This is a genomic window from Microvirga lotononidis, from assembly GCF_034627025.1.
GTDB lineage: Bacteria > Pseudomonadota > Alphaproteobacteria > Rhizobiales > Beijerinckiaceae > Microvirga > Microvirga lotononidis.
Genome location: NZ_CP141049.1, coordinates 457,169 through 481,297 on the forward strand (window position 1 = coordinate 457,169; position 24,129 = coordinate 481,297).

The following is a 24,129-nucleotide window of genomic DNA, read 5'->3' on the forward strand; positions in this document are numbered from 1 at the left end:
GAACCCCGTCAGGGCTGGTACGATGGTTACGTGCAGGACGGCTGAAGAACGTCCTGTTCGAGGCCGCAGGTTGCCTAGAATGTGTTGTGATGACTGGTTGGTCCCGCCCCTTAACCCGAGCTCTCCTGTAGAAGAGATCTCGACTTCTGGCGCAAACCACGACAGATGGTGGCTCATACCTGACCTGAAGTAAGCCATGACTGCGATCCTGAACGACCTCGGCAGACGCACCCTGATTATGGGTGTCCTGAACGTCACACCTGATTCGTTCTCGGATGGAGGGCTGTTCAGCGATCATGTTACTGCGGTCAAGCATGCCTGCAAGATGGAGCAGGCGGGCGCCGCCATCATCGACATCGGCGGCGAGTCCACGCGCCCGGGCCATACACCAGTTGGAGCCGAGGAGGAGCAGCGGCGGGTCCTGCCGGTCATCCGCAACCTTGCTCCCGTCCTGACGGTGCCGATCTCCATTGACACCTATCGGGCCTCCACCGCCCGAGCCGCCCTCGCGGCAGGGGCCAGGATCGTGAACGACATCTGGGGCCTTCAGCGCGATGGTGACATGGCTGCGGTCGTGGCGGAGCACGAGGCCTATGCAATCATCATGCACAACAGGGCCGAGGTCGAAGCCTCGCTCGACATCATGGCTGATATGTTGCGCTTCTTTGAGCGCTCCCTGGCTCTCGCCCACCAGGCCGGCATCCCGGATGCTCGCCTGATCCTTGATCCCGGCATTGGCTTCGGCAAGACCGCGGACCAGAACCTTGAGGCTCTCCGCCGCCTGCCGGAACTGAAGGCGCTGGGTTTTCCCGTGCTGGTAGGAGCCTCCCGTAAGTCGGTCCTGAGCCGCTTCTATGATCCCGAGGTCCCACCACGGGATCGGCTCTTTGGTACCCTCGGAGCGCATGTGACTGCCGTGAGCCGCGGCGCCGACATCGTTCGGGTTCACGACGTCACGGCTCATGTGGAGGCCTGCCGTGTGGCCGACATCCTGTTGAGGACATTGTTGTGAGCGATACGATCACGCTCTCCCGTCTGGCGCTCTATGCTTACCATGGCGTTCATGCCGAAGAGGTCTATCTGGGGCAGCGCTTCTATGTCAGCCTGACCTGCTCGCTTGATCTGAATCCGGCCGGGTGGGTGGACGATTACCGGCAGACCGTCTGCTATGCGAGCTTGGCCAAGCTCGTTCATGAGATCGGAACCACACGTCGCTTTCATATTATCGAGGGCTTGGCTGAAGCGCTTGCCGCAGCCGTGCTCGAGAGGTTTTCACAGATTACGTCCCTGACGGTGCGGGTCGAGAAGCCTGAGGCTCCGGTGCCCTTCATCCTCGACGGTGTTGCGGTTGAGATCCGGCGCTCCCGCGATGGCTAAGGCCGCACTCAGCCTCGGCAGCAATCTGGGCGACAAGCGTGGGAACATTGCCAAGGCGCTGTCCGCTCTGGATGAGGGCGGTGCGCGGATTGTGACGCGCTCTGCAGACTATCGCACGGAGCCGTGGGGACCCATTGCTCAGGACTAGTTCGTCAATGCCTGTGCCCTGGCCGAGACGGATCTCGCGCCCGATGACCTTCTTGGGCTGTGCCTTCGGGTGGAGCGTGAGTTCGGGCGGATCCGCGAGGTCAAGTGGGGACCCCGGGTCATCGACATCGACATTCTCACCTATGATGATCTTGAGCTGAACACCCCCACTCTGACCCTTCCCCACCCGTACCTAGGAGAGCGCGTGTTTGTGCTGGTACCGCTGGCTGATATCGCACCTGATCTGAACCTCGGCAGTCGACGTGTAGCAGACGTCCTCGCCGGGTTGAATAGGGGCGATGTCACGAAGCTTGCCTAACCGAATACGGGATTTGCTGTTGCCAACCTCCCAGGCGCGAGGTCGGCTCAATCATGGAGCCCTCCATTAACCCAGCATGGTGATGAGCTTAGAGCGAATTCGCTCCACTAATTCCCGCTCTCGTCGAGCCACGGGGTGTTATCGAGCTCCACCACGTGGGTGACGAGAGCCACAGAGTTGGTCAGGAACACGCCATCGGCTTGAAACAAGCTGCCTGCCGATAGACTTGACGTTGGTGCGTAAATCGATCCGAGATGTCGTGCCAAGTCAGAGGTAAGGTATAGAGGCGGCCTTCTGATACCGAGAGCCGCATGCCCTACAAGGTTAATGAAAAGCGCCGCCACAAGATTCCAAAGGCCCGCTACTGCGTACAAAACTGGCGGGATTACGATGCGGCGCTGCGTCGGCGCGGTGACTTGACCGTGTGGGTGACACCAGCGGCGATGGGCATTGTCAACTTGACCAGATTTGCCCTGCTTTGAGGGATCCTGACCCAAGGTCCAGGACGTACTTTCAATAAATTAGGTCTGGTCGTTGCGCCCTCAACCAGTCCTGATTTGCTCAAGTTGACAATGCCCTGACGAATGCAACTTCCAATTACAGGCCCTATCTATCTAGGGCGTGTCATCGCTTGATCCAATCGAGTGTAGCGGCAAGACAGAGAATGCCCATGAACGATGAGGCGGTCTTCTCATAGCGAGTAGCAACCGCTCGCCACTCCTTCAACCGAGCCCAGAGCCGGTCGACGACATTGCGGTTGGTGTAGATCCACTCGGGACAGGCCACCGGCGCCTCATGGTGCTGCGGCGGGATAGCGGGGGGTGCGCCGATGCTCCAGATGTGCTCGCGAAAGGCATGGCTGGTGTAGCCGCGATCTCCGACCCCCACGGTGGGACACCCGCCAGTTGCTCGAGCAGCGGGATGACATGGGGCAGCTCATGCGCCTGCCCAGGCGCGATCCGAAAGGCGATGACGTGGCCAGAGGCGTCGGCGATCACACAGACCTTGGTGCCATAGCCGCCACGAGAGCGGCCAAGTGCTTCACGATCGTCTCGTTGAGCTTGAGATCCCCTTTTCGCCGTGCCTCTGCCGCCTTCTGGTGCGCCCGCACGCTCGTGCCGTCGAGAAACACCATGCCGAGCTGGACCCCACATTCCTGAACAAGGCTCAGCAAGCGCTCCCAGACGCCGGCTCTGGCCCAGCGGATGAAGATCTGGGCGGCACGCCACCAAGGGCCCAGCTCCTCCGGGACAGCCCGCCACTTGGCCGTTCTGGTGCCGCCAGAGGATGGCCGAGACGGTGCGCCGCAGATCCTGTGGCGGGGTCTTGCCTTTCGGCCGGCATGCTTCAATCAGGGGCTCCAGAAGAGCCCATTGTCCGTCGCTGAGCATTGCTCCTCCTCATCGCGACGGAGCAAAACGCAAGTCGATCCAATCAGTTCAAGCGACAACACGCCCTAGTTTTGACTCGTCTCATGGGCCCTCTACGGAGCTTCGCAATCTGAGAGGATGCACTTCGCTTTGCACCAAGAAAGACGGGATGTGCTCAGCTTGCATTGGCCTACCGATCAAGTAACCCTGCGCCGTCGTGCATCCGGCTGCGCGAAGTACACCGAGTTGTTCCTCTGTTTCCACACCCTCAGCGGTTGTAGCAATGCCTAAGCGACTCGCCAGATCCAGGGTGGCATACACAATCGCAGCGCTACCGGATGAGCTATTCATCTCTTGGACGAAGGATTGATCAATCTTGATCTTGTCGAACGGGAAGCTGCGTAGAGAACTCATCGAGGCATAGCCGGTGCCAAAGTCATCGAGCGCAATGGTGGCTCCGAGAGTCTTGACTTGCTGAAGAATGTCACCCACGGCCCCCGCATCCAAAAGCGTCGATTCAGTAACTTCCAACTCTAACCGCTCTGCAGGCAGCCCTGACGATGCAAGCGCGTGCGTGACCGCCGCCATGACGTCGCCAGTCTTGAATTGGACCGGCGAGAGATTAACAGCCACCTTTATAGACGCTGGCCAATTCGCCGCTTGATGGCACGCCTGCTGAATAACCCATTCACCGATTGGCCCGATTAAGCCAGTTTCTTCTGCTATTGGTATAAACTCGTGTGGGGAAACCAGCCCATGTCTCGCATGACGCCAACGCAAGAGTCCTTCGAATCCGACAACGAGATCGGTGCGGAGGTCGAAAATTGGCTGGTAGAAGAGTTCAAGTTCTCCAGCCTCGACAGCCCGCGCGAGATCGCGTTCGAGTGCGCGGCGAGCAAGACGCTCTTCATCCATTTTTGGTTCATAGAGCCGAAACGTTCCTCGCCCTTCTCTCTTCGCACTGTAGAGAGCTAGGTCGGCCCGCCTCATCAATTGATCAGCGTCCTGGTCACCATCAGGGCCGAAGGCGATGCCAACGCTTATGCCAATGGACGCAAGGTCACCGTACAACCTGTATGGTGCGCGCATGGTCTCGATGAGGCGTCTTGCAAGAGCGCTCGTCTCATCGGGATGCTCAACATCTCGCTGCACAACGGCGAACTCATCACCTCCAATTCGTGCAATCAGATCACTCTTTCGAATGCATGCCCGAAGCCGCGCGCCCACGTTCCGAAGCAGTTCATCACCTGCTTGATGCCCAAGTGTATCGTTCACTTCCTTAAACCCATCAAGGTCGAGCAGCAGTACTGCGAACGTCCGATCCGACTGCTTGGCTTCCCTTACAGTTCGCTCGATTTCCTCATTAAAAAGGATGCGGTTAGGCAAGCCGGTGAGCGTGTCATGGCGAGCCAGAAAGCTCTCTGCCTCGGCTCTCTTCGCGGTTGCACGGATCTGCCGAACTCCAAGCAGACAAGCCATCGCCACAGCTACGTCCATTAGGGCCGCAATTGCGGCCAGGAGTGCTGCTTGATAGTACCATGTCGAGAGCGCTGTCTCCACTGTATCACTGACGAGAAGGACCAGCGGATAACGCTTCAGGTTTTGAACTGCAATGATCCTGTCTTTGCCGTCGAGAACACTGATGCTCCTAGTGACCCCTCCCGCTCGCCCAACAAAGGCTCTTGGCGAATTCAGGCGCACGCTATGTGCATCTGTTAGGGCTGACTGTATCTCAGGGTAACGCACGAGAAGAGCACCATCGCTCCGCGCCAAAGTGACCGCACGTTCAGGCAATAGCGCGATTTCACGATACAGGGTCTGAAAATAGTCCAAGGCAATCGCACTAATGATGAGGCCCGTGAACTCGCGGCTTGGGCCGGTCATTCTGCGGACCACAAGCACCGTCAGCGTGCCGGATACCCGACTTACTGCGGGCTCGCCTATCATCAATTGCAGGTCAGGATTGTCCCTGAATGCTTTGAAGTAGGGCCGATCCGAAACGTCCATTTCAGGGATCGGCCATGACCGGGATGAATTCAGTAGCCTTCCCTTATCGTCAACTAGGGTGAGCGCTTCAACGTGAGGCAGTTGTTCGACCTGGTTAACCAGAACTTGGTAGAAACTATAGGTTCGCGCTGCTGTTTTTAGATCATGGGACCAAGCCTCCTCCAAGCCGTCTAGAGCTTGAAGGGCAGTCTGCTGAGAAAGGTCGATGCTCTGGAAAGCGCGCTCTGTCTGCTCTGCTAAGACAAGAGAGAGATTACGCAGGGTATTTTCAGCGCTTGAGATGTCCTTGTTGTAGAGGGTCACCGAAACAAACCCTGCTCCGAGGGTTGCAGAACCGGCGACAAAGCACCCAAGCAAGACTATCCATCGCGCGGGTCGCCGCCTCATCTGATGAAACGATGTCACCTATTCCCCCCCCCGGGAGCCGCAGCGTTCATATATTCTTATGAACAATGGCTAAACCTTCGCATAGTTCACGGCGTTGTGACCCATTGCAGCAGCCCTATGCCAGTTTTTTCCGGGACTTGGTGAGGCCCGAACTAGCGCCATCAGCACAGGGCTCAGAGAAAACTGTCATTCGGCTCTCAACTTGAACCCCGCCACTGGGGAGACACAACCTTCTGAGTCAATACACTCTTTTTTCAAAGTAGGACGGTCACGCGCGGCGCCTCTCGTGCCCCCCGCACTCTGGCAAATTGTTCCGAATGTTCGGGAGTTTGCCTCTTTTCTGGCAGGGGTCGGGATTTCTGCGCCGATTGACAGGCTTCGATCCAATCGCGCACCCGCTCGCGCACGCCGGTCTCGATTGGGTCGATCCAGGTGTCGAAAAGTTGGGGGGCAGGTTGGCCGGTCAGATGCGCAGAATGTGACTTGCTGATCGGTTCGTCATGGCGTGGTCTCCAATGGGACCCTGGCGCTCCAACGCCCGAATCCCGTTTTGTGGGCTTCAACACCCGGAGACTACGCCACCCTCTCAAAAGTCCACCACATCCCAGATGGCGCGAACTTCAGTTCGCCCAAGGGGCGCATTGCCTCACGTTGAATGTTACCGGTAGGCTCGCTGTCCCCGGCGGGATGGGTCATCTTTTGTCATCCTGTTGCGGGGATGGTGGATGGCAAGGTGTCTCGGCATGACAATACGCTCGGAATTGGTCGAAGCAATCGTCGAGCGCTACCGATCAAGCGGGCGCACGCCAACCCTTCAGCCGCGGAAGGAGAGATCGTTCGTTCCATCACAGCGCCCGGTAACATTCTTCGGTGAGGCAACAGGGGGGCAATTCTTCGGTTCGCTTGACACCTATAACACGGTAGATCCGCCAAGCTGCTGGTGTAGGAGGCGCGGAGATTGAGCAGCTCAACGGCCCCGAAGGCACATTGCGTGTTGATCGGTATGATCAGAATTTCTCTATCACCATCAACTGGTAAGAAATCTACCTTCCAGCTTGCATCTTCTGAGTATTGAGAAGCCGGAAAGCCCATGGAGCACGCACTATCAGTTTCCTGTTGAGACACTAACCTGATCTTCGGCGGAAGCGCTGTGGGCTTGGCATGTCCAAAGTCGCATCAAGCTGTAGTCAGGGATCCACTATTACCTATGCGGAGTTCTGTTGCAAACGCGCAGCAAGGATGAGGAGGGAACAGGTGCCTCGTCGTGCGCCTATAGGGCGAGCAGGTCAAACTGCTCGGCGAGAGATCGCTGCGAACGGCAGGCATACTTCGCCTGTCCTTTTCGCATCATGTGGATCATCTCAATACCGCCCAGGATCGCTCGAGCGGACTCCATCGACTTAAATCCGAGCATCGGTCGAACCCGGCATTTGATAGCACGATGGTCCTGCTTGATGCGATTATTCAGGCAGGCACTTCTTCGGATCCGGATCGGCTTCAACTGACGTCCTGATCTGTCCTGGAGACGGTCTATGGTATCGCAGGCCAGAATCGCTTCGCGGTTGGTCTGACTGCCGTCGATCACAATCCGCTCCAGCCGGCCATGTCGCTTAAGAGCCTTGCGCAGGAACCGCTTGGCCGCAGCGAGGTTGCGCCTTTCGCTGAACCAGAACTCGACCGTATCGCCGTTGCTGTCGACCGCGCGATAGAGATAGATCCGACGCCCGCGGACTTTGATGTACGTCTCGTCCATGTGCCACCTCCCGGTGACGGCTCTCTTGCGCCGATTGAACTGATCGAGCAGTTCGGGGGAATAGCGCACAATCCATCTATGAATAGTCGCATGATCAACCGAGATACCGCGCTCGGCCATCATCTCTTCCAAGTTCCGGAGGCTCAGGCCGTAAGCGAGATACCACCGGACACACAGCAGGATTACCGAGCGATCAAAATGGCGGCCTTTGAACATCATAAACCTCCGGGGCTTGCCGAAGGCGTTAACCGAACTCAGTTACTGAACGGTTTGCGACAGTTCCGCCGCGCGAGCCAGAAGGTCGGCTTGATGAAAGATCGCGCGGATCGTCTCCCGCAGGTCGCCCAGTCCCAGCCCAAACCCAAACGCCCGGGCCGTCGGCGCTCCGATCGAGCAGTCTACGCGCCGCCGTCCCAGGCTCCGTCTCACCCGGCCTGACTGACACTTTGACTTTGCACATCAAGCGACATTTCAACTTGGTTGTCACAAGTCGGTAGGTGCAAAGCCAAAACGTCACTGTTTGCACGACGCCGGCTGAACTGGATCAGACGCAATGTGAGAAGAGGACTTTATCAGACATCTTCTATAAGTGAGTGCAGGATAGTACAACAAATCCGCGCTCACTTTCTTCGATCGTATTGGACATGGCCCGCCTTTTTGGCTGCCGCCAATCGAATACTGCAAGGGTGTGAGCCAAAAGCAACTAAAAGAAATGCTGTTTTCCCAAGGTCAGTCCATTCCGAGAAGGTGATAAATCCGCTTGGTATAGGTCCCGAACTGCTCCGTGGTTTTGACTTCTAGCGTGCGTGGCAATGGCAGCACGATGTCGAAATAATCCGCCATGCGGGCTGGCCCAGCCGTTAAAACCGCACAGCGTGAGCCGAGGAATACAGCCTCCTGAATCGAGTGCGTCACGAAGATAATCGTCTTCGAGCTTCGCTGCCATATTCGTAGCATCTCAAGGTTCATCTTCTCTCGGGTGAGGGCGTCGAGCGCCCCGAAAGGCTCATCCATCAATATGAGTTTGGGATCGTGCACCAGAGCTCGCGCGATGGATGCGCGCTGCTGCATGCCCCCCGACAGCTCATATGGATACTTGTTCTCAAAGCCCTGCAGCCCAACCATATTGAGCAGGTCGCGAGCGCGCTCCTTCGCTTCCCTGTTGGGAAGGCCTAGGATTTCCGCAGGTAGGATCACGTTCTCCAGAATGGTCCTCCATTTCAGCAGGAGCGCCTGCTGGAAGACCATGCCCACGTCGCGCCCAGGCGTGAAGGTAGAGGCGCTCGTCCCGATCCTTACCTCGCCATCGTCGGCATCGTGAAGCCCGGCGAGAATCCTGAGGAGGGTGCTCTTGCCGCATCCGCTTGGGCCGACAAGGGAAACCATGTCTCCTTCCGCGATGTCCATCGTCACATCGGATACAGCGACGAATTCGTGCCCTCCTGTGCGGTAGACTTTGCGCACGTTGCGCAGGCGGATCATCGGATCGGCTTCGTTCCCAGTCCGCGTTGGGTCCGATGCAAGAGCGCTCATCATGCCAGCCACCTGTGCAGGTTCTCAGCAACGAAGGAATCGTCGGACAGGTCGGCATGGTCGCGGCTCACCCGGTCGATTTCCTCCAATTGTCCGGGGCTCAGACCCTCGTGCGGATCGATGCACCAGATGCCTTCGAGCAGGCCTTGGCGGTGCAGGATCTCATGGCAGCCGGCGATGCAGCCATGAAAGTCATGGGCGACGTCGAAAAACGCCGAGTTGCAATCGGTCACTCGGGAATCGAGCGCAAGAATCTCCGGTGAGAGGGGGCCCGCTTCGACGGCCTTTTGAAGCTGATCCAGCATCCGGACGGCGTTGCGTGTCCAGACTGACCAATGGCCGAGAAGGCCGCCCTTGAAGCGGACCGAGACAGGCATTCCGTCGCGAATGGCGATGAACGGCGTCACGAGATCAAGCACGATGTGATCGTCGTTTCCCGTGTAAAGCGTCACGCGCTCCTCGGCACGCGCCGCCACCACACCTCGCACCACGTCCAAGGTCCGATAGCGATTGAAGGGCGCTACCTTGATCGCAATGACGTTCTCGATCGCGGCGAACTGCTCCCAGAACGCTGCATCCAACGACATGCCGCCGACGGCAGGCTGCAGGTAGAAGCCGACGAGGGGAATTTCTTCGGCGACGCGGCGGCAATGGGCGATGATCTCGTCGGTGCTCGCGCCCTTGAGGGCGGAGAGGCTCAGCAAGCCTGCGTGGTAGCCGAGACGCACGGCGGTCTGCGCCTCTGTGACGGCCTGCTCGGTCTTGCCGCAGATGCCGGCCACCATCACGAGAGAGCGGTCCGCCCATGCCTTGCTGTCCTCCATGGCGGCGGCGAGAACCGGCTCATAGAGGCCAATCTCGCGGATGGCGAACTGGGTCGTGTGCACGCCCACCGCAAGGCCTCCGACACCTGAATCGACATAGTAGCGGGTCAGCGCCCGCTGTCGCCGACGGTCGAACCGACGCTCGGCATCAAGAGCCAGGGGATGCGCCGGGATGGCGACGCCCCTGCGGATCATGCTGAGAATCTCCGGTGGAAGTTGGGAGTGGTGCAGGGCCATGCGGGTCGTCCTCTCAGCAGGCGGAATGATTAGCCGAATTCGGGTCCTACGGCGGCAAAGAGCCGGCGGGGATCACCGAACGGTGTCGAACGGTTCTGCGCCATGCGCAGGAATGGCCGTTGGATCGAGAACCCTCTGTCCTTCAATACACGCGCGAGCTTCGGGTGAGCGTCAATCACGTCGATGAAGACCGGGCCATCGACCAGATCGAGCGCAGCCTCAAGGAGTTCCCTGGCTTGCTTTTGGGTCTGGGCGATCACAGGACCCAATTGTGTCGCTAATCTTCCCGGTCGGGACAGCACACACCCGGATCCATCGTCGCTTGCAAGAGCAAGCCTTGGCGCTCTCTGAAGCAGAGACTTCAGCAGGGAGGGACGCTCGGCTCCGAACGCCATTGCATCGGAAGCGACGAGAGCCGCCACGTCGCTTTCGCGCAGCGGCCTTATTCCCGGACGCATCCTGTCCGTGTTGCCGCCTTGTCCCTGCCAGCGCGACAGGCCGAAGTGAGGCTCGAATCCCAGAGGGCGATAAACGGCTTCACCAGCAGGTGTCGCGTCCAGAACCGGCACAAGGCCTTTGCTCCGCACCTCCTCCATGCAGGCCTGGAGGATGCGTGTGCCGAGCCCCTGCCGCCGGTGCGAGGCGGCGACCAGAACCATGCCGATCCACGCGAACCCGCCCGGATAAGGAAGGGTCGCCCCCGTGGCCACGGGCTGCCCGCCGTCGCCCAGCAGGGCGAAGACCTTGCCGTGCCCGATGAAGAAGGACCAATCATCCGAAAGCTGGTTCCAGCCGGCTTCCCCTGACAGGGCCATGCAGCCCTCGATCAGGCCTTCATCGATCGGTTGAAGACGGAGGTCCTCAATAGGCGCCATCGCGCGTCTCGAAATGCGTTGGCTTGCCGAGGCTCGGACGATCGCGGGCGACCCAATCGGCGATCCAGTCGATCATGCGATTGAGCGGAACAGAGGGATAGCCGAACAGCCCAGACGCCTGCGCCGTGTTCACGAGCCAGGCGGTTGGTGCTTCCTGGCCGACGATCTGGGGCGTCTTTCCGAGGCGCTCGCCGAAGGCCTTCGCAAGCCAGCGGATGGACGTGGTTTCGGGACCAGACACGTTGATCGGGCTCGTCGGGTCCGTCGCATGGCGCAGGCACCGCAGGGCCTGGGCATTCGCATCACCCTGCCAGATGACATTGACATGGCCCATGGTGACGTCCACCGGCTCGTTGTTGCGAACCTTCTGGGCCACGTCGAACAGGACGCCATAGCGAAGATCAATGGCGTAGCTCAGGCGGAACAGCCGGCCGGGTGTTTTGTAGATCTGGGAGAAGTGCTCGAAGATCCGTTCGCGGCCGATGCAGGAGAATGCATACTCGCCCGGCGGGTTCAGGACGCTGTCCTCCGTCGCTCCCTGGCTGCCGATGCCGACGAACGGGTACACGCAGGCGGTCGAAAACGCGACGATTCGCGCCTCGCGGAAAGCTTCGGCTACGAGCCCGGGCACATGGACGTTCATGGCCCAGGTGAGGGCCTGGTTGCCCTGAGCGCCGAACTTGCGCCCGGCCATGAAGATCACGTTGCGCGTCTTCGGCAGGCTTTCGACTGCGGCGCGATCCGTGAGATCGCAGGAGATCGTCTCGATGCCATGGGCTTCGAGGCTGTCGCGCAGGCCCGGTTCGCTGAAGCGGGCCACGCCGATCACCCGCTTGTCGGGCGCCGCTTTGCGGGCGAGGCGCGCAAGGGTAGGGCCCATCTTGCCGCCGACGCCCAGGATCATGATGTCGCCGTCAATGGCCGCCAGATCGCTTGCGAGCGCGCGCGTCGGTATTGCCATGAAGGCATCCACGTCTTCGGGTGAGTCGAACCCCGTGGGCCAGGAGCCGTCTTCGAGCCAAGCAGTCATGTCATCCTCGCGTCTTTTGGAACCCACAGGTGCTCCATCACCATGACGATGAGGTACAGCGCGATGCCGAGGAGCGTGAGCAGAACGACGGCCATGAACATGGCGGGCGTGTCGAGCGAGGCCTGGACCTGGATCATCAGGTAGCCGAGGCCGCGCTCTGAGGCGATGAACTCGCCGACGACCGCGCCAGCAACGGCCAGGATGGCCGCTACCTTCATGCCGGAAAAGATGTAGGGCAGGGAGCCCGGAAGCTGGATGTAGCGGAACGCCTGCCAGCGCGAGCCCTTGAGGGACCGCACAAGATCAAGAATGTCCGGCTCCACTTCGTTCAGACCGCGCACTGTCGTGAGAAGGATCGGGAAGAAGCAGAGCGTGAAGGTAATCAGGATGTTCGTGCTGATGCCATAGCTAAACCAGACGATCACCAGAGGCCCAAGGGCGACTTTCGGGATCATATTGAGTGTCACCAACAGGGGGAACACCAGCAACGTCATGATGCGCGACCAGGAGAACAGGAGCGCAAGAACGACGCCCAGCACCACCGAGAGGGCATAGCCGCCGAAAATCTCGGCCGCGGTCACCAGCGTATTCTCGACCCAGCTGTAGTTGGGCTTGGCCAGCGAGGCGAGGATCGCCGTTGGGGCAGGCAGAACGAAGGAGGGGATCGGGAAGATGGTGACGATCGCCTGCCAGAGGCCGATCATCCCGATATGGACAGCGGCAATCGTGAGCCACCTTCGGGTGGCTATTGAAGCGATCTTGCCGGAAGCAGTTTCAACCCGGACCGTGGCAGTCTGGACGCCGCTTGCCATGAGAAGCTTCTCCCGTTTCCGTCATGGGAGGAAAGCGTAGCTCACCCAAAACTGCTAATCAACTATCTGGTTGGTTGATAACGTGCAACTATGGTTGCAGAGGACGAAGCGCCCCGAGGGCAAACTCGATGACGTGGCGCCGGCGAACCGCTACCGCCTTCGAGTCGCCCAGGTTCGTGCCGAAGATCGCCGACAAGGTCCGGTTGTTGGAAAAGAAGAAATACGAGAGCCCGGCGATGGAAATGTACAGGTTGATCGGATCGACATCGTCTCGAAATACGCCTTCCCGAACGCCCCGCTGCAGAGCGTCCCGGATGAGTTCAACGAGTGGCAAATGCATGGTCTGCACCTCACGCAGACCATCCAGGTGCATGGCGCCATTACGGTTCTCGTCGTTGAGGAGGGCTATGAATTCCGGATGCTCCGCCAAATAGTCGAAGGAGAATCCGACGAGACTCTCCATAGCCCTGACAGGAGGGAGATCGGAAAGGTTCAGGGCGCGCTCACGAGCACGGATCCGGCCATAGACCTCTTCAAGGGCAGCCTGAAACAAGTCGTCCTTGTTTCCAAAATAATGATACACCATTTGCTTGTTAACGCCTGCACGGCGCGCGATCTCGTCGACGCGGGCTCCTGCCGGTCCCTTGGCAGCGAACTCGGCAATGGCCGCGGTCAGCAGGGCTTGTCGAGAGGCTTGCGGGTCGCGCTTGCCGGCCCGTCGGACATTTTCTTCAGAGTAATTGATGAGATCAGCCATCTGGGCCCCTCTAAGTAGCTATCAACCAACCAGTTAATTGATAGTTGATCTAGGTCGGCTCAGAAGGCTAGTCTTTTTCTAGTGCCGGCACCAGGACGGGCCGGAGACCTAGAGGGACAACAACTATGATCAAACTTTCGTCCGCCGCCCTTGCCGCCGCTGCGCTTCTGGCTCCGGTCGGCGCCTTGGGAAAAGAGAAGGTCAACTTGGTTCTCAACTGGGTCCCGACCGCCGACCATGCTCCGTACTATTATGCGAAGGCGCAGGGATGGTACGACGAGGCCAATATCGATCTGACGATCGAAACCGGAAAGGGATCCGGTGTGTCGGCCCAGCGGGTCGGTGCCGGAACCTCCGAACTCGGCATCTCGGATCTCGCAACCTCACTCCTCGCCCGCGGCAAAGGTGCCAAGCTCGTGGCGGTCATGGCCGTCTATGCCAATTCCCCTCAAGGCTTCTACTGGCTTAAGAGCAGCGGCATCGGCGGCCCGAAGGATTTTCCTGGCAGGAAGATCGGCAACCCGCCCGGTGACGCGTCCCGCATCATGTGGCCGGCCTTCGCCAAGCAGGTCGGAATCGACCCCGGCTCGGTCAGCTTCGTCAATGTGAGCCCGCAGGCCAAGGTGCCGTCCCTCAAGAGCCGCGCCATCGACATCACGAGCGATTTCTACAACGAGCACGATCTCAAGGTGCGCGAGTTCGGTGACGATCTCAGCTTCCTTGCCTGGCGCGACATCGGCATCAATCCTTACGGCAATTCCATCATCGTTAACGCCGACTATCTCGACAAGAAGCGCGACGTGGTGAAAACCTTCACCCAGGTTAGCCAGAAGGCGTTTGCGGCCTGCGTGCAGGACGTCGCGCCTTGCCTCAAGGCCCTGATGGCCAGCGTCAGTGGTCTCGATGAGGACAACCAGCGCGATCAGTGGAATCGGATCAAGGAACTGATGCGCGATCCGACGACGACTTCGACCGCCCTCGGAGCCTTCGATGACCAGCGGGTGAAGAACGACTTCGAGATGGTGAAGACCTATTTCGGCCTCGAGCAGCCCTTCGAAGCCTCCACGGCTTACACCAATGAGTTTCTCGATACTTCGATCAAGATGACAGCAAAGTAGGCACTCATTCGCGACCCGATGTCAGAACACGACAGACGACCGCCAATTTCGTGGTTGACGCCGGCACATCAGCATGAGTCTAGTTTCGTACTTGTATACAGCGTTTGGTTGCACTTCCGGCGTTCGTTGCGCATAGTAGCGGCGTGATGCTGCAATCGGCGTCACACAAGCGCCCTGACAGGGTTAGCCGTGCGGAGCTCACTGTCAGGGCGTTCTCGTTTGTGAGCGCCACGCTTTCATTGTTGGCGAGCCTGGCGGAAACCATATTGTGGGATCAGGGTTGCCGCCCCTGTCCTGCAGCAGATACCAAAGACATGCGTCTTTAACCTTTGTCTCCTCAGGCTTCATGACACTTCGCCGCCGCTTTCTCCTCACCCCATCCTTCGCTCGTCTGATCCGGCGTGAGAGGGATAGTCTGCGCTATGTCGAAGGCTTCTTCCCCGAACAGCGGGATCGCTCCTCCTGGGTTCGCCTCAAAGAGGACAGAGGCCTGCTGATCCTCAAGACAGTCGGACCTGGTGGTGAGGCTGAGGACGAGACCGTAATTCCGATCGGCCATGCCCAGGCGCTGCTTGATGTCTGTGCCGGCGAGGTCAACTACACCCGGACAGCCTTGCCGATCGGTGGGGGTCATGCCCTGGTCGACGAGATCATCCGGCCCCGTGTCCTGCACCTCGTCACTGTGGAATTCGCCTCTGACGGGGAAGCGAGGGGCTTTCGTCCCCCAGAGTGGTTCGGGCCTGAAGTGACGGCGGATGCCCGCTACACCAATCAAGCCATCGCCCTGAGGGGACTTGATGGAGAGCCAGAGATCCCGCTGTCCGATGCGGCGCTCAACAGCCTGATCGATGCTCTGGAAGGTCGCTTCCCCGTCCAGGCACGGATGGCCCTCAACCAGCCCAAGGCTAAGCAGGTCCCGTTGACCCGGACCAAGGCACAGATCAGCGGTGAAGCCGTCAAGGTCAATCTCGACGAAATCGAGGAAGCGATGAGGCGCGAGATGGAGAAGACGCTCCAGAAGGGCAATCCCACGTAAGTGCGCCTCCAGAATGCCTGACGCCCGCTCGCCGATACGGCATCATCTGGTGCTCTATCGGCGAAACCCGGAACAGGGCAGGGCGCGCTTCGTCAGCCTGATGATTGAACGCGACCTGCTCGGCACGATCCGGCTGGTGCGCAATTAGGGCTTCGTTGGTGCCAAGGGCCGGGAGAAGGTCGAGATCTTTCCCGAGGAAGCCCAGGCTGCCCGCGCCCTAGAGGCGTGGGCTGAAGCGCAAAGGCGCAAGGGCGATGCAGACCTCTGACTCGCGGGGAAGGCTCGCTGCGCTGTTCAAGGCAGCGTGTCAGCTCCTGGAGCCCGAGACCTCCATTGTGCCTCTGCCGCCGTCACGCGCTTTAGAGGAGCGCGACCAAAGTGGTCTGGATTTCCGTTTTAACCTTTTCCTAATCGGGATCGAGGGATAGTGCCCAGTGCAACTCACCCTTGGTCATGACCCTGGGCCTGATGATTGTATCCCTTCGGGTGTCACGTTGGGACGTCCAATGAGCAAAGAACATCCTGCCGCCTATGCAATGCAGCTGAAACGGTCTTGGCGCGTGGTAGTCCCTGTCCGGGGGAAACTGACGCCCCGGATCTGTCGGGAGAAGTTCACCTGCCGCGCCGACGCTCTCACCTGGATGAACACGGCTGAAGGTCACCGAGCCATAGCATTCGCTCGAGAGGATGACGTTTTACAAGTATAGAGACTTATCGGCTGCCAAGTTTCCACGTGTCTTGCCGACATCCTATGAAGGCCGCTGCAAGCCGTGCTCAATATCAACCCGGCACAAGATCTTTGCCCGCCATGTATCAAGTTCTATCGCGTGGCCGATTAAGGATGTTTGCAGAATCCCATACCATTCCATCGCAGGTACTGCCTACACTCACCTGAACCTTTCAGAGGGTTTGAGGCATGAAGCGGTTGGTCACGATCACCGGTCCTATCACAGCCGCCCAGCTGGATGGGTACCTCATCGAGGAAAGGCTGTTGGATCAGATCATGATCCAGATCAGCGACAGGGACGACGGCAACTTGGAGTTCGCCTTTCAGGAGCGGGATCAGCGCTACCTGTCGCCGTTCTCTGCCGCGCAGCAAGCGGAATGGCTGCAGAAAGCAATGATCCATGTTGAAGCTGGGTGCCCGCTGGAGACACCCGAAGGGAAGTCAGCCTGGATCACTGACGCAGTGCCAGCTAAACCAAAATCCCCCATCAAAGCCATGAGACCAGCGCGACAGGAACACGACCTACCACCAGGTTTGGAGTTCTTGCGGCGAAGCTAACTCTTGTTCTCGGTCAGACCGAGCTTCAGAAACAGATGGGCTGCCAGCAACGCATCGTTCAAGGCGTCGTGCTCGGCACGCAGGTGAGCAATGCTGATGCCGGCCTGCGAGCAAGCCTGACGGAGTTTGCCAGGAAGACCGGATCGCTTGGCCAGGGCCATGGTGCAAAAGAAGCGCTCCCGCGGGTACGTCGGCCGTGCCGCGCGCTCGAACTCCCGTTTGAGAGTGTTGTACTCGTAGGCGTAGTTGTGAGCGACGATTGTGTCATCGCCCACGTAGTCGATTAAATCGTGAACGACGTTCTCGAAATACGGCTCATCCTTCACGGCGGCCAGGGAAATCCGATGCACCGCGTAGCAGAAAGGGCTCATGGCTGACCGGGGCTTGACCCGTCGGACAAACGAGCGCGGGGAGATAGCCCCGCCGATGACCTCAACCGCAGCGATTTCGATGATATGATCGTAAGATTGCGCGGTTTCGACGTCGATGACAACGTACCTGTCTTCCGGCTTCATTGGGCAGTATCGTTGATAGATCTTGGGGCAATAGGAGGTTTAGGCGTCTATAGCCTACTCAATACCGGTAGCTGGTGATGAATGATACCAAAGTTTCAAGTTCTTAAAGTCGCAGGGTAGGCGACCAACAATGGTGCCCTGTTACCAGCTGTATGCACCACGAGCTCAGGATCAAGGAGTTATGGTTTTGCCACGGGGTCGGCGTACCTGATCCAGTGTTGTTATGCTGCATTCGAGGAGTGCGCTTTAGCGCAGAGCTTCCAACCTTCAAGAGGTCCTTCTGGAATGCCAGATCTGCGAAGTGCGCCGACAGCGTAGCCCTATTCAGATCTCCTGTTTTTCGGCACGCTGATCCAAACAGGGAGACAGAGCCATGCCGCATCCACTTCGATCACTAGCGTTTGCAACCTCTCTGATCGTTCTTGGGGTCCTCACAACTACCCCTTCGAGGGCTCAGTCCCTTGTTCCTGACCTCGAGCAGCAAGTCCGCTCCAAAGCGGCACAGATCGAGGATAAGCTGATCGCCTGGCGGCGAGATATCCATCAGCACCCCGAGCTGGGTGAACAGGAAACCCGGACGGCTGGCCTCGTCGCCGAGCATCTCTCAAAGCTTGGACTCGACGTGAAGACCGGTGTCGCCCGGACCGGGGTGGTGGCTGTGCTCAAGGGAGCAAAGCCTGGTCCGGTCGTGGCGCTCAGGGCCGACATGGACGCCTTGCCCGTCAAGGAACCTGAGGGGCTGCCCTTCGCCTCCAAGGCGAAAGGAAAGTATCTCGGCCGAGACGTCGATGTGATGCATGCCTGTGGCCACGATGCTCATACGGCCATTCTAATGGCGGTTGCCGAAGTGCTCGCGGGCATGAAGGACGAGTTGCCCGGAACGGTGAAGTTCATCTTCCAACCGGCTGAGGAAGGACCCAGTCTCTATGCGGCCGGGTCCGACAAGATCTGGGGCGCAAAGGCGATGATCAGGGAAGGTGTTCTGCAGGACCCAAAGCCTGACGCAGTGTTCGGCCTTCATGTCACATCCGGCTTGCCAAGCGGCCGCATCGGATACAGGGCCGGGGCAGCCAATGCCAGTGCAGACGAGCTGCGTATCAAGGTCACGGGGAAGCAAGGCCACGCAGGCTACCCTTGGCGTGCTGTCGATCCAGTTACGACGGCCTCTCAGATCGTGCTGGGCCTACAGACGGTCGTCAGTCGCCGGACCGACCTGATGAAATCGCCGACAGTCGTGAGTGTCTCGACCATCAACGGAGGCTCGCGCTTCAACATCGTGCCGGAAACGGTAGAGATGAGCGGCACCATCCGCACCTATGATGCCGGTGTGCGGGGCCAGGTTCATAATGATATCCGTCAGATTTCCGAGAACATCGCAGAGAGCGCCAACGCCAAGGCCGAGGTCGAAGTGATTGAGCTGTATGACCCGCTCGTGAATCACGACAAAGTCACAGCCCGCATGGCGCCGGTGCTCGAGCGGGCTGCGGACGGCGATGTCGTTGTCACGGAACGCTCCGGAGCGTCGGAGGATTTCTCGTTCTTCCTGAACGAGGTGCCTGGGTTGTTCTTTAATCTGGGCATCGTGCCCAAGGACCAGGACCCAAGCAAAGCTGCTCCGAATCACAGCCCGAATTTTCTTGTCGACGACAAAGCCTTGGTTGTGGGTGTGAGGGCTCTGGCCGCAGTGACGGTGAACTACTTGGCCGCGGCCAAGATGGATTGAAGGAGAGGTTCATTGAGCACGAGCCGATGCATGGGCCTATTTCGGAACTTGATTGACGTTTGAGTTCGTGGCCGTGCCGTTTAGGCGACTGACGTGCGCTCCTCCTCATTGAGCGGGTGGAGGTCGCGGACCATGTGGTGGAGGCGGGAGGTGTCGAGATGGGTGTAGATTTGGGTAGTCTCGATGCCGGCGTGACCCAGCAGCTCCTGCAGCACGCGCAGGTCAGTACCGCCAGAGTGCATGTGGGTGGCAAAGGCATGGCGCAGCACGTGCGGCGACACCCGCTCCGGATGAGCCAGGCCCGCCGCCACCGCGGCCTCCTTGATCTCGAGCAGCGCCGCCTGGCGGGTCAGGGCCTTGGTACCGTTGCGCACCGAGTGGAACAGCCAGGAGGAGGGGGCTCCGCCGGCATAGGCCGCAGCCAGCCGCTGCCAGAGGGCCAGCGCCTCAATCGCCCGCTCGTGCAGCGGCACGAGGCGCTGCTTGTCGCCCTTGCCGCGCACCAGCAGCATGCGGGTGCCCGCAGGGGTCGCGTCGGCGGGTAGGGACAAGGCTTCGCTGATGCGCATGCCGGAGGCATACAGCGTCTCGAACAGGGCCGCCCGCCGGGCATAGCCGGCCTGCCGGTACAGTCCCACCGACGGATCCGCCGCAAGGGCATGGGCGGTCTCCAGCAGCGCCTCCGTCTCGGCGATCGACAGGACGAAGGGCAGCTTGCGCGACCGCTTCATGCGCGACAGATGCGAGGTGGGATCGCGTGAGCCGAGCTCCTCGGCGATCAGGAACCTGTGCAGGCCGCGCGCCACTGTGATCCGGCGGGCGATGGTCGAGCCCGCGTAGCCGCGCCCATCAAGACCAGCGATGTAGTCCCGGATCTGCTCCAGGCCGACCTCGTTCAGGCCGAGGCTGTTCTCCTCCAGCCACGCAAGGTAGCAGTTCAGATCATCGGTGTAGGTCTCAATGGTGCCAGCCGAGGCCCCGAGTTCCGTTGCCAGAGCATCAAGCCAGAGCTGGGCCAGCCGCTGATTGGTCCGCATAAGATCCTCCTATGGGAGGATCCTGCCACGGCACCGGTTACAGACTTCTTGTCAAAATGCATATTATGCGAAATGTTATAATACATTGGTGGATTCTATTCTGAAGTGCGAATCCCGTTACAACCAAAGGATTTGCACTCGGAGGCTGAATGACCCTGCCCTACATCCATCTGAGCCTGGCTGAACGGCGTGAGATCGCCCGCATGCACGCGGCCAAGATCCCGATCAGTGTGATCGCTGACCGCCTGCAGCGTCATCGGTCGACCATCTACCGGGAGATCAAGCGGAACTGGGTTCACGATGAAGAGCCGTTGTATCGCGGCTATTTCCATGTGGCCGCCGACATGCAAGCCCGCGCCCGGCGTCAGCGTCTGGGCAAACTCTCCCGCAAACCGGTGCTCGCGGTCTATGTCATGGATCGCCTCAAAGCTGGATGGTCGCCAGAGCAGATTGCTGGCCGTCTGCGGGCATCCGGTGCTCCTGAACGGTTGTCGCACGAGACGATCTACCGGTTCGTCTACAGCTCCCAAGGACAAAAGCTCGGGTTGTACCAGGATCTGCCCATGGCACGGCGCCGGCGGCGTGTGCGCTACCAGCGCAAACCTCGCGGCCTTTTCATTCCGGCGAGTAACACCATCGAGCAGCGTCCACCGGAGATCGCAGCCCGCACCAGCTTTGGTCACTGGGAAGGCGATCTGATGATGTTTCGCAAGGAGCTGGGCAAGCACAACCTTACGTCACTTACGGAGCGCCAGAGCCGTTACACGATCCTGACCCGCAACCGAGATCGCAACTCGACAGGGGTCATGACCGGCATGATCGAGAAGCTGAAAGTCCTGCCGGAGACGGCGCGTCTGTCGATCACGTTCGACCGCGGGACGGAGTTTGCCTATTACCCGTTGCTCAAGCAGAGGCTCGGCATGGACAGCTATTTCTGCAAGCCACAGGCCCCCTGGCAGAAAGGCACGGTCGAGAACACCAATGGCCGGGTTCGGCGCTTTCTGGCACGGGACGCGGACATTGCCACTTTGCCCGAGGAGGCTCTGCTTGAGATCTGTGATCGGCTCAACGGGACACCGCGCAAGTGCCTGGGCTATCGCACACCCAAAGAGGTCCTGATGAGTTCTCTGGATCCGGGACTGCCGGAGCTGTGCAACCCTGATCAGCTCCGCCCCGGCAGTCCCTGACCGACCGGGAACCGATGCCCGCCAACCGTCGCACTTCGGCTTGATTCCACAATTAATCGGACCTCATCCGGGATCGCTTCCCGCGATCGAGTCAACATACGTTGATTGTAATTCTTCTGACCCATAAATGAGAGCCCTGGACGCACTCGGGACGCGACATGGCCTCACGGAAAACCCTGAACGCGAAGAATCTCGAGGCGCTCGGGATCGAGCGCCTGGCTGAGCTGTTGATTGAAATCAGCCGGGGCAATGCAGCAGCTCAACGCCGTCTGCGGCTGGAACTGGCCGGAGCCACTAGCCCTGCCGACATGGCACAGGAGATCCGCAAGCGCCTGACCGCCATTGCCCGATCCCGCTCGTTCGTCGATTGGCATCAGCGCAAGGCCCTTGTTGCTGATCTCGAGACCCAGAGACAAGCTATCAGTCAGGTAGCCAAAGTCGATGCCGCTGAAGCACTGGACCTTCTCTGGCGCTTCATGGCCCTTGCTAATTCAATCTTCAATCGCTGTGACGACAGCAGTGGAAGCGTGATTGCGGTCTTCCAGGCTGCCTGCCGTAATCTCGGTGACATTGCCATCGCGGCGAATCCCGGCCTCACGGTGCTGGCCGAGCAGGCCTACCGTGCCTTGATCGAGAACGAGTATGGCCAATATGACGGCTTGATCGAAGTTCTGGCCCCGGCGCTTGGCGCGACAGGCCTCGACCACCTTAGGCAACTCGTCCTTAAGTTGTCACAGGAGCCACGGCAGAAGCCTGATGCGGAAGACCGGAAGGTCGTAGGCTGGGGGATGGGCGGTCCCTTGTACGCCGATGACCTGGCTGAGCGCCATCACAGCAGCGTTGTTCGAATGGCGCTGGAGGCGATTGCGGATGCGCAGGGTGATGTGGACGCCTTCATCGCACAGCAAAGTGAGAAGGCACGAGGCGTCCCAAGTGTTGCCGTGGAGATCGCACAACGGCTCTTGGCCGCCCTGATGAGGCCTGGACTGCGATCAATGCCGTCGATCAGGATCGATCCGGCTGGATCCCCGTCGAGTGGGAGCAGACCCGGATCGATGTTCTGGAAGCCCTGGGACGAGCCGATGAGGCGCAGGCGTTCCGCTGGACCTGCTTCGCGCGCTCACTCAACCCGGAGCACCTGCGCGCCTATCTCAAGCGCCTGCCCGACTTTGAGGATCTGGAGGCTGAGGAGCGCGCCATCGCCCATGCGCTGACCCATCCGAGCGTGCACCATGCCTTGGGTTTTCTGGTGACCTGGCCAGCGCTGGACCAAGCCGCGCATCTGGTGTTCACCCGTGCGGACGAACTCAACGGCGATTTCTACGAGATCCTGGCGCCGGCCGCGGCTGCGCTGGAGGCGAAACATCCTCTTGCTGCTACCGTTCTTCGTCGAGCCTTGATTGACTTCGCCCTGGAGCGGAACCGGACCAAGCGCTATCAGCACGCTGCTCGCCACCTTGAGGAATGCGCGAACCTGGCTGAGCGGATTGAGGATTTCGAAAAGTTCGAGGCTCATGAGGCCTATCTGAGACGCCTCAAAGCCGAACACGGCCGCAAAAGCTCGTTCTGGAGCCTGGTCGTGTGAGCGGGTGCGAAATCAGTGGCTGAAGCAGTTGTATGGCGCAATGCTTGACGCAGAAACATAGCTTTGCTCAGGTCTTCAACGAAGTTCGCGAGAAGAATAGCCCATGAACCCATCGTCACAATGGACCCTCTTCATCGCCCGCCCCGGACGAGATCGGCAGCACGTCATCCGGGATTCAAGAGGCGTGCCCCGTCTCATCTTTGGTGAAGACGATGGCACGCGGATCAACGATCATCTCGCCAAGTATCTCGTCGAGAGCCTTAATGCAGGTCTCGAAGTAGAAGACCCGAATCCGGATGAGGGCTGGTTCCTGGACAGCCTGGAAGACGGTGACGAGCAGGACCCCGCCATTCTCATTTGTGACCCCGATTTCGAGATCCGGCTTGAGATCCTCGATACGGGCAACCTTGAAGAGGATCAGGCGCTGGGCCGGAAGGTTGTCGCCCTGATCAATACCTATTTCATCCAGAACCAGGTTTCACATTCAAGTGCTTCCTCCGTCGGCCCTCCAACTGATACACAGCAAACCGGATCCAACCGCTGAACGGTGGAGCACATAGCGACGACTTTGCAGTGCAACTTTGCTTAGCCTCTACCACAAACTTCTTGTCAAAAACTATCGTTATTTCAAACCTTATCTCGTTTCAGTTATTTCCTATCCTGAAATGCGAATTCCGTTACAAACATGGAGTTTGCACTCGGAGGCCGAAGGACCTTGCCCTCCCTCCACCTGAGCTTGGCTGATCACAAAGGGCAATCCATACTCGGCGTATCATGGGCACGGGGTGCTGTTGATGAACCGTGTGCTGATGGTGTTGGCGTTTTCAGGGTGAGATCTCTGTTCTAAGCCCGCGCATTGTGGGATCCGACACACGAGCTGAGATTGCTCAATTATCCCAAGCAGTCCAAATGGCCGAAGCAGGCCCGGATGCACGTGCTATGGAATTGGGTCATCTCAAGGAGACTAAAGCATCTCGAGTATCTTCGCGCTCGGGTCAGCGACGAGATCGACGGTATACGCCCTTAGCCCACTACCGCTACAACCCGCGCGAAAACTTCGGGACATGATGCGGGCGACACAACTCCAGAGGGACATGATCAGAATCAGTATCAGATCGAGCCAAGGATAGGTCTGCCCGTCGTAGGCTAACCAAGGGTTCACCTTGGCTCCGGCATCCGAACACACGCAGTCATCGGATCTTAAGTTCTCCCTGC

Annotated in this window: 19 protein-coding genes and 5 pseudogenes; 12 read left to right on the forward strand and 12 right to left on the reverse strand. The window is 59.3% G+C overall.

What is annotated here, in order from left to right; all coding sequences use genetic code 11:
* Positions 1 to 196: 196 nt before the first annotated feature.
* From folP to U0023_RS25665, 4 genes and pseudogenes are all read left to right on the forward strand, one after another.
* A complete protein-coding gene (gene folP / locus U0023_RS25650) occupies positions 197 to 1,012 on the forward strand; it encodes a dihydropteroate synthase (RefSeq protein ID WP_009762494.1) in 816 nt (271 codons plus the stop codon).
* Entirely contained in the window at positions 1,009 to 1,377 is a 369-nt protein-coding gene (gene folB, locus U0023_RS25655; protein ID WP_009762495.1) for a dihydroneopterin aldolase, read from the forward strand. Before folP ends, folB begins: the two co-directional genes overlap by 4 nt.
* Positions 1,370 to 1,843: pseudogene (gene folK / locus U0023_RS25660) on the forward strand (2-amino-4-hydroxy-6-hydroxymethyldihydropteridine diphosphokinase). Before folB ends, folK begins: the two are co-directional and overlap by 8 nt.
* A gap of 311 nt (positions 1,844 to 2,154) precedes the next feature.
* A pseudogene (locus U0023_RS25665) lies at positions 2,155 to 2,289 on the forward strand (IS5/IS1182 family transposase); the annotation flags it as partial.
* Between the two features lie 178 nt (positions 2,290 to 2,467).
* Here U0023_RS25665 and U0023_RS25670 read toward each other — a convergent pair.
* From U0023_RS25670 to U0023_RS25710, 10 genes and pseudogenes are all read right to left on the reverse strand, one after another.
* Positions 2,468 to 3,234: pseudogene (locus tag U0023_RS25670) on the reverse strand (IS5 family transposase).
* An 81-nt stretch (positions 3,235 to 3,315) separates the two neighbouring features.
* Positions 3,316 to 5,523 carry a putative bifunctional diguanylate cyclase/phosphodiesterase gene (locus tag U0023_RS25675; RefSeq protein ID WP_322883841.1) on the reverse strand — a complete coding sequence of 736 codons (2,208 nt, stop codon included), beginning with the start codon at positions 5,521 to 5,523 and terminating at the stop codon, positions 3,316 to 3,318.
* Between the two features lie 416 nt (positions 5,524 to 5,939).
* Positions 5,940 to 6,098 (reverse strand): annotated as a pseudogene (locus U0023_RS35930) (IS256 family transposase); the annotation flags it as partial.
* A 779-nt stretch (positions 6,099 to 6,877) separates the two neighbouring features.
* A complete protein-coding gene (locus tag U0023_RS25680) occupies positions 6,878 to 7,576 on the reverse strand; it encodes an IS6 family transposase (protein WP_009762499.1) in 699 nt (232 codons plus the stop codon).
* Between the two features lie 513 nt (positions 7,577 to 8,089).
* Entirely contained in the window at positions 8,090 to 8,896 is an 807-nt protein-coding gene (locus tag U0023_RS25685; protein ID WP_009762500.1) for an ABC transporter ATP-binding protein, read from the reverse strand.
* Positions 8,893 to 9,954: a dihydrodipicolinate synthase family protein gene (locus U0023_RS25690; RefSeq protein ID WP_009762501.1), complete on the reverse strand. Its 1,062-nt coding sequence runs from the start codon at positions 9,952 to 9,954 to the stop codon at positions 8,893 to 8,895. Before U0023_RS25690 ends, U0023_RS25685 begins: the two co-directional genes overlap by 4 nt.
* A 29-nt stretch (positions 9,955 to 9,983) precedes the next feature.
* Positions 9,984 to 10,829 carry a GNAT family N-acetyltransferase gene (locus U0023_RS25695; RefSeq protein WP_052600553.1) on the reverse strand — a complete coding sequence of 282 codons (846 nt, stop codon included), beginning with the start codon at positions 10,827 to 10,829 and terminating at the stop codon, positions 9,984 to 9,986.
* On the reverse strand, positions 10,816 to 11,859 hold the full coding sequence (locus U0023_RS25700; protein WP_009762503.1) for an NAD-dependent epimerase/dehydratase family protein: 1,044 nt from the start codon (positions 11,857 to 11,859) through the stop codon (positions 10,816 to 10,818). Before U0023_RS25700 ends, U0023_RS25695 begins: the two co-directional genes overlap by 14 nt.
* Positions 11,856 to 12,671, reverse strand: a complete 816-nt coding sequence (locus U0023_RS25705; protein ID WP_009762504.1) for an ABC transporter permease — start codon at positions 12,669 to 12,671, stop codon at positions 11,856 to 11,858. The genes U0023_RS25700 and U0023_RS25705 overlap by 4 nt, the downstream gene beginning before the upstream one ends.
* Positions 12,672 to 12,759: 88 nt before the next feature.
* On the reverse strand, positions 12,760 to 13,428 hold the full coding sequence (locus U0023_RS25710; RefSeq protein WP_009762505.1) for a TetR/AcrR family transcriptional regulator: 669 nt from the start codon (positions 13,426 to 13,428) through the stop codon (positions 12,760 to 12,762).
* Positions 13,429 to 13,553: 125 nt separating this feature from the next.
* Here U0023_RS25710 and U0023_RS25715 point away from each other — a divergent pair, with 125 nt between their 5' ends.
* The 4 genes from U0023_RS25715 to U0023_RS25730 all read left to right on the forward strand — a co-directional run bounded on the left by U0023_RS25715 (position 13,554) and on the right by U0023_RS25730 (position 16,867).
* Positions 13,554 to 14,546: an ABC transporter substrate-binding protein gene (locus tag U0023_RS25715; RefSeq protein WP_009762506.1), complete on the forward strand. Its 993-nt coding sequence runs from the start codon at positions 13,554 to 13,556 to the stop codon at positions 14,544 to 14,546.
* A 346-nt stretch (positions 14,547 to 14,892) separates the two neighbouring features.
* Positions 14,893 to 15,582 carry a CYTH domain-containing protein gene (locus U0023_RS25720; RefSeq protein ID WP_009762507.1) on the forward strand — a complete coding sequence of 230 codons (690 nt, stop codon included), beginning with the start codon at positions 14,893 to 14,895 and terminating at the stop codon, positions 15,580 to 15,582.
* Between the two features lie 13 nt (positions 15,583 to 15,595).
* Positions 15,596 to 15,730 (forward strand): hypothetical protein, encoded by a 135-nt coding sequence (locus U0023_RS25725; RefSeq protein ID WP_280941314.1) that lies wholly within the window; start codon positions 15,596 to 15,598, stop codon positions 15,728 to 15,730.
* A 768-nt stretch (positions 15,731 to 16,498) separates the two neighbouring features.
* The gene (locus U0023_RS25730) at positions 16,499 to 16,867 is read left to right on the forward strand and encodes a hypothetical protein (RefSeq protein ID WP_009762509.1); all 369 of its coding nucleotides are present in this window, start codon (positions 16,499 to 16,501) and stop codon (positions 16,865 to 16,867) included.
* Here the strand turns inward: U0023_RS25730 and U0023_RS25735 are convergent.
* A complete protein-coding gene (locus tag U0023_RS25735) occupies positions 16,864 to 17,382 on the reverse strand; it encodes a 3'-5' exonuclease (protein WP_009762510.1) in 519 nt (172 codons plus the stop codon). The genes U0023_RS25730 and U0023_RS25735 overlap by 4 nt on opposite strands.
* 373 nt (positions 17,383 to 17,755) lie before the next feature.
* Between U0023_RS25735 and U0023_RS25740 the strand changes: the two genes are divergently transcribed.
* Positions 17,756 to 19,105: an amidohydrolase gene (locus U0023_RS25740; protein ID WP_009762511.1), complete on the forward strand. Its 1,350-nt coding sequence runs from the start codon at positions 17,756 to 17,758 to the stop codon at positions 19,103 to 19,105.
* Between the two features lie 80 nt (positions 19,106 to 19,185).
* Here U0023_RS25740 and U0023_RS25745 read toward each other — a convergent pair whose 3' ends face one another.
* Positions 19,186 to 20,142 carry a tyrosine recombinase gene (locus U0023_RS25745; RefSeq protein WP_009762512.1) on the reverse strand — a complete coding sequence of 319 codons (957 nt, stop codon included), beginning with the start codon at positions 20,140 to 20,142 and terminating at the stop codon, positions 19,186 to 19,188.
* A gap of 149 nt (positions 20,143 to 20,291) precedes the next feature.
* Between U0023_RS25745 and U0023_RS25750 the strand changes: the two genes are divergently transcribed.
* From U0023_RS25750 to U0023_RS25760, 3 genes and pseudogenes are all read left to right on the forward strand, one after another.
* Complete coding sequence (locus U0023_RS25750; protein ID WP_009762513.1) at positions 20,292 to 21,329, forward strand: IS30 family transposase; 1,038 nt, start codon at positions 20,292 to 20,294, stop codon at positions 21,327 to 21,329.
* Between the two features lie 158 nt (positions 21,330 to 21,487).
* Positions 21,488 to 22,914 (forward strand): annotated as a pseudogene (locus U0023_RS25755) (DUF6880 family protein).
* A gap of 184 nt (positions 22,915 to 23,098) precedes the next feature.
* The gene (locus U0023_RS25760; RefSeq protein WP_154660927.1) at positions 23,099 to 23,458 is read left to right on the forward strand and encodes a hypothetical protein; all 360 of its coding nucleotides are present in this window, start codon (positions 23,099 to 23,101) and stop codon (positions 23,456 to 23,458) included.
* Positions 23,459 to 24,129 lie beyond the last annotated feature (671 nt).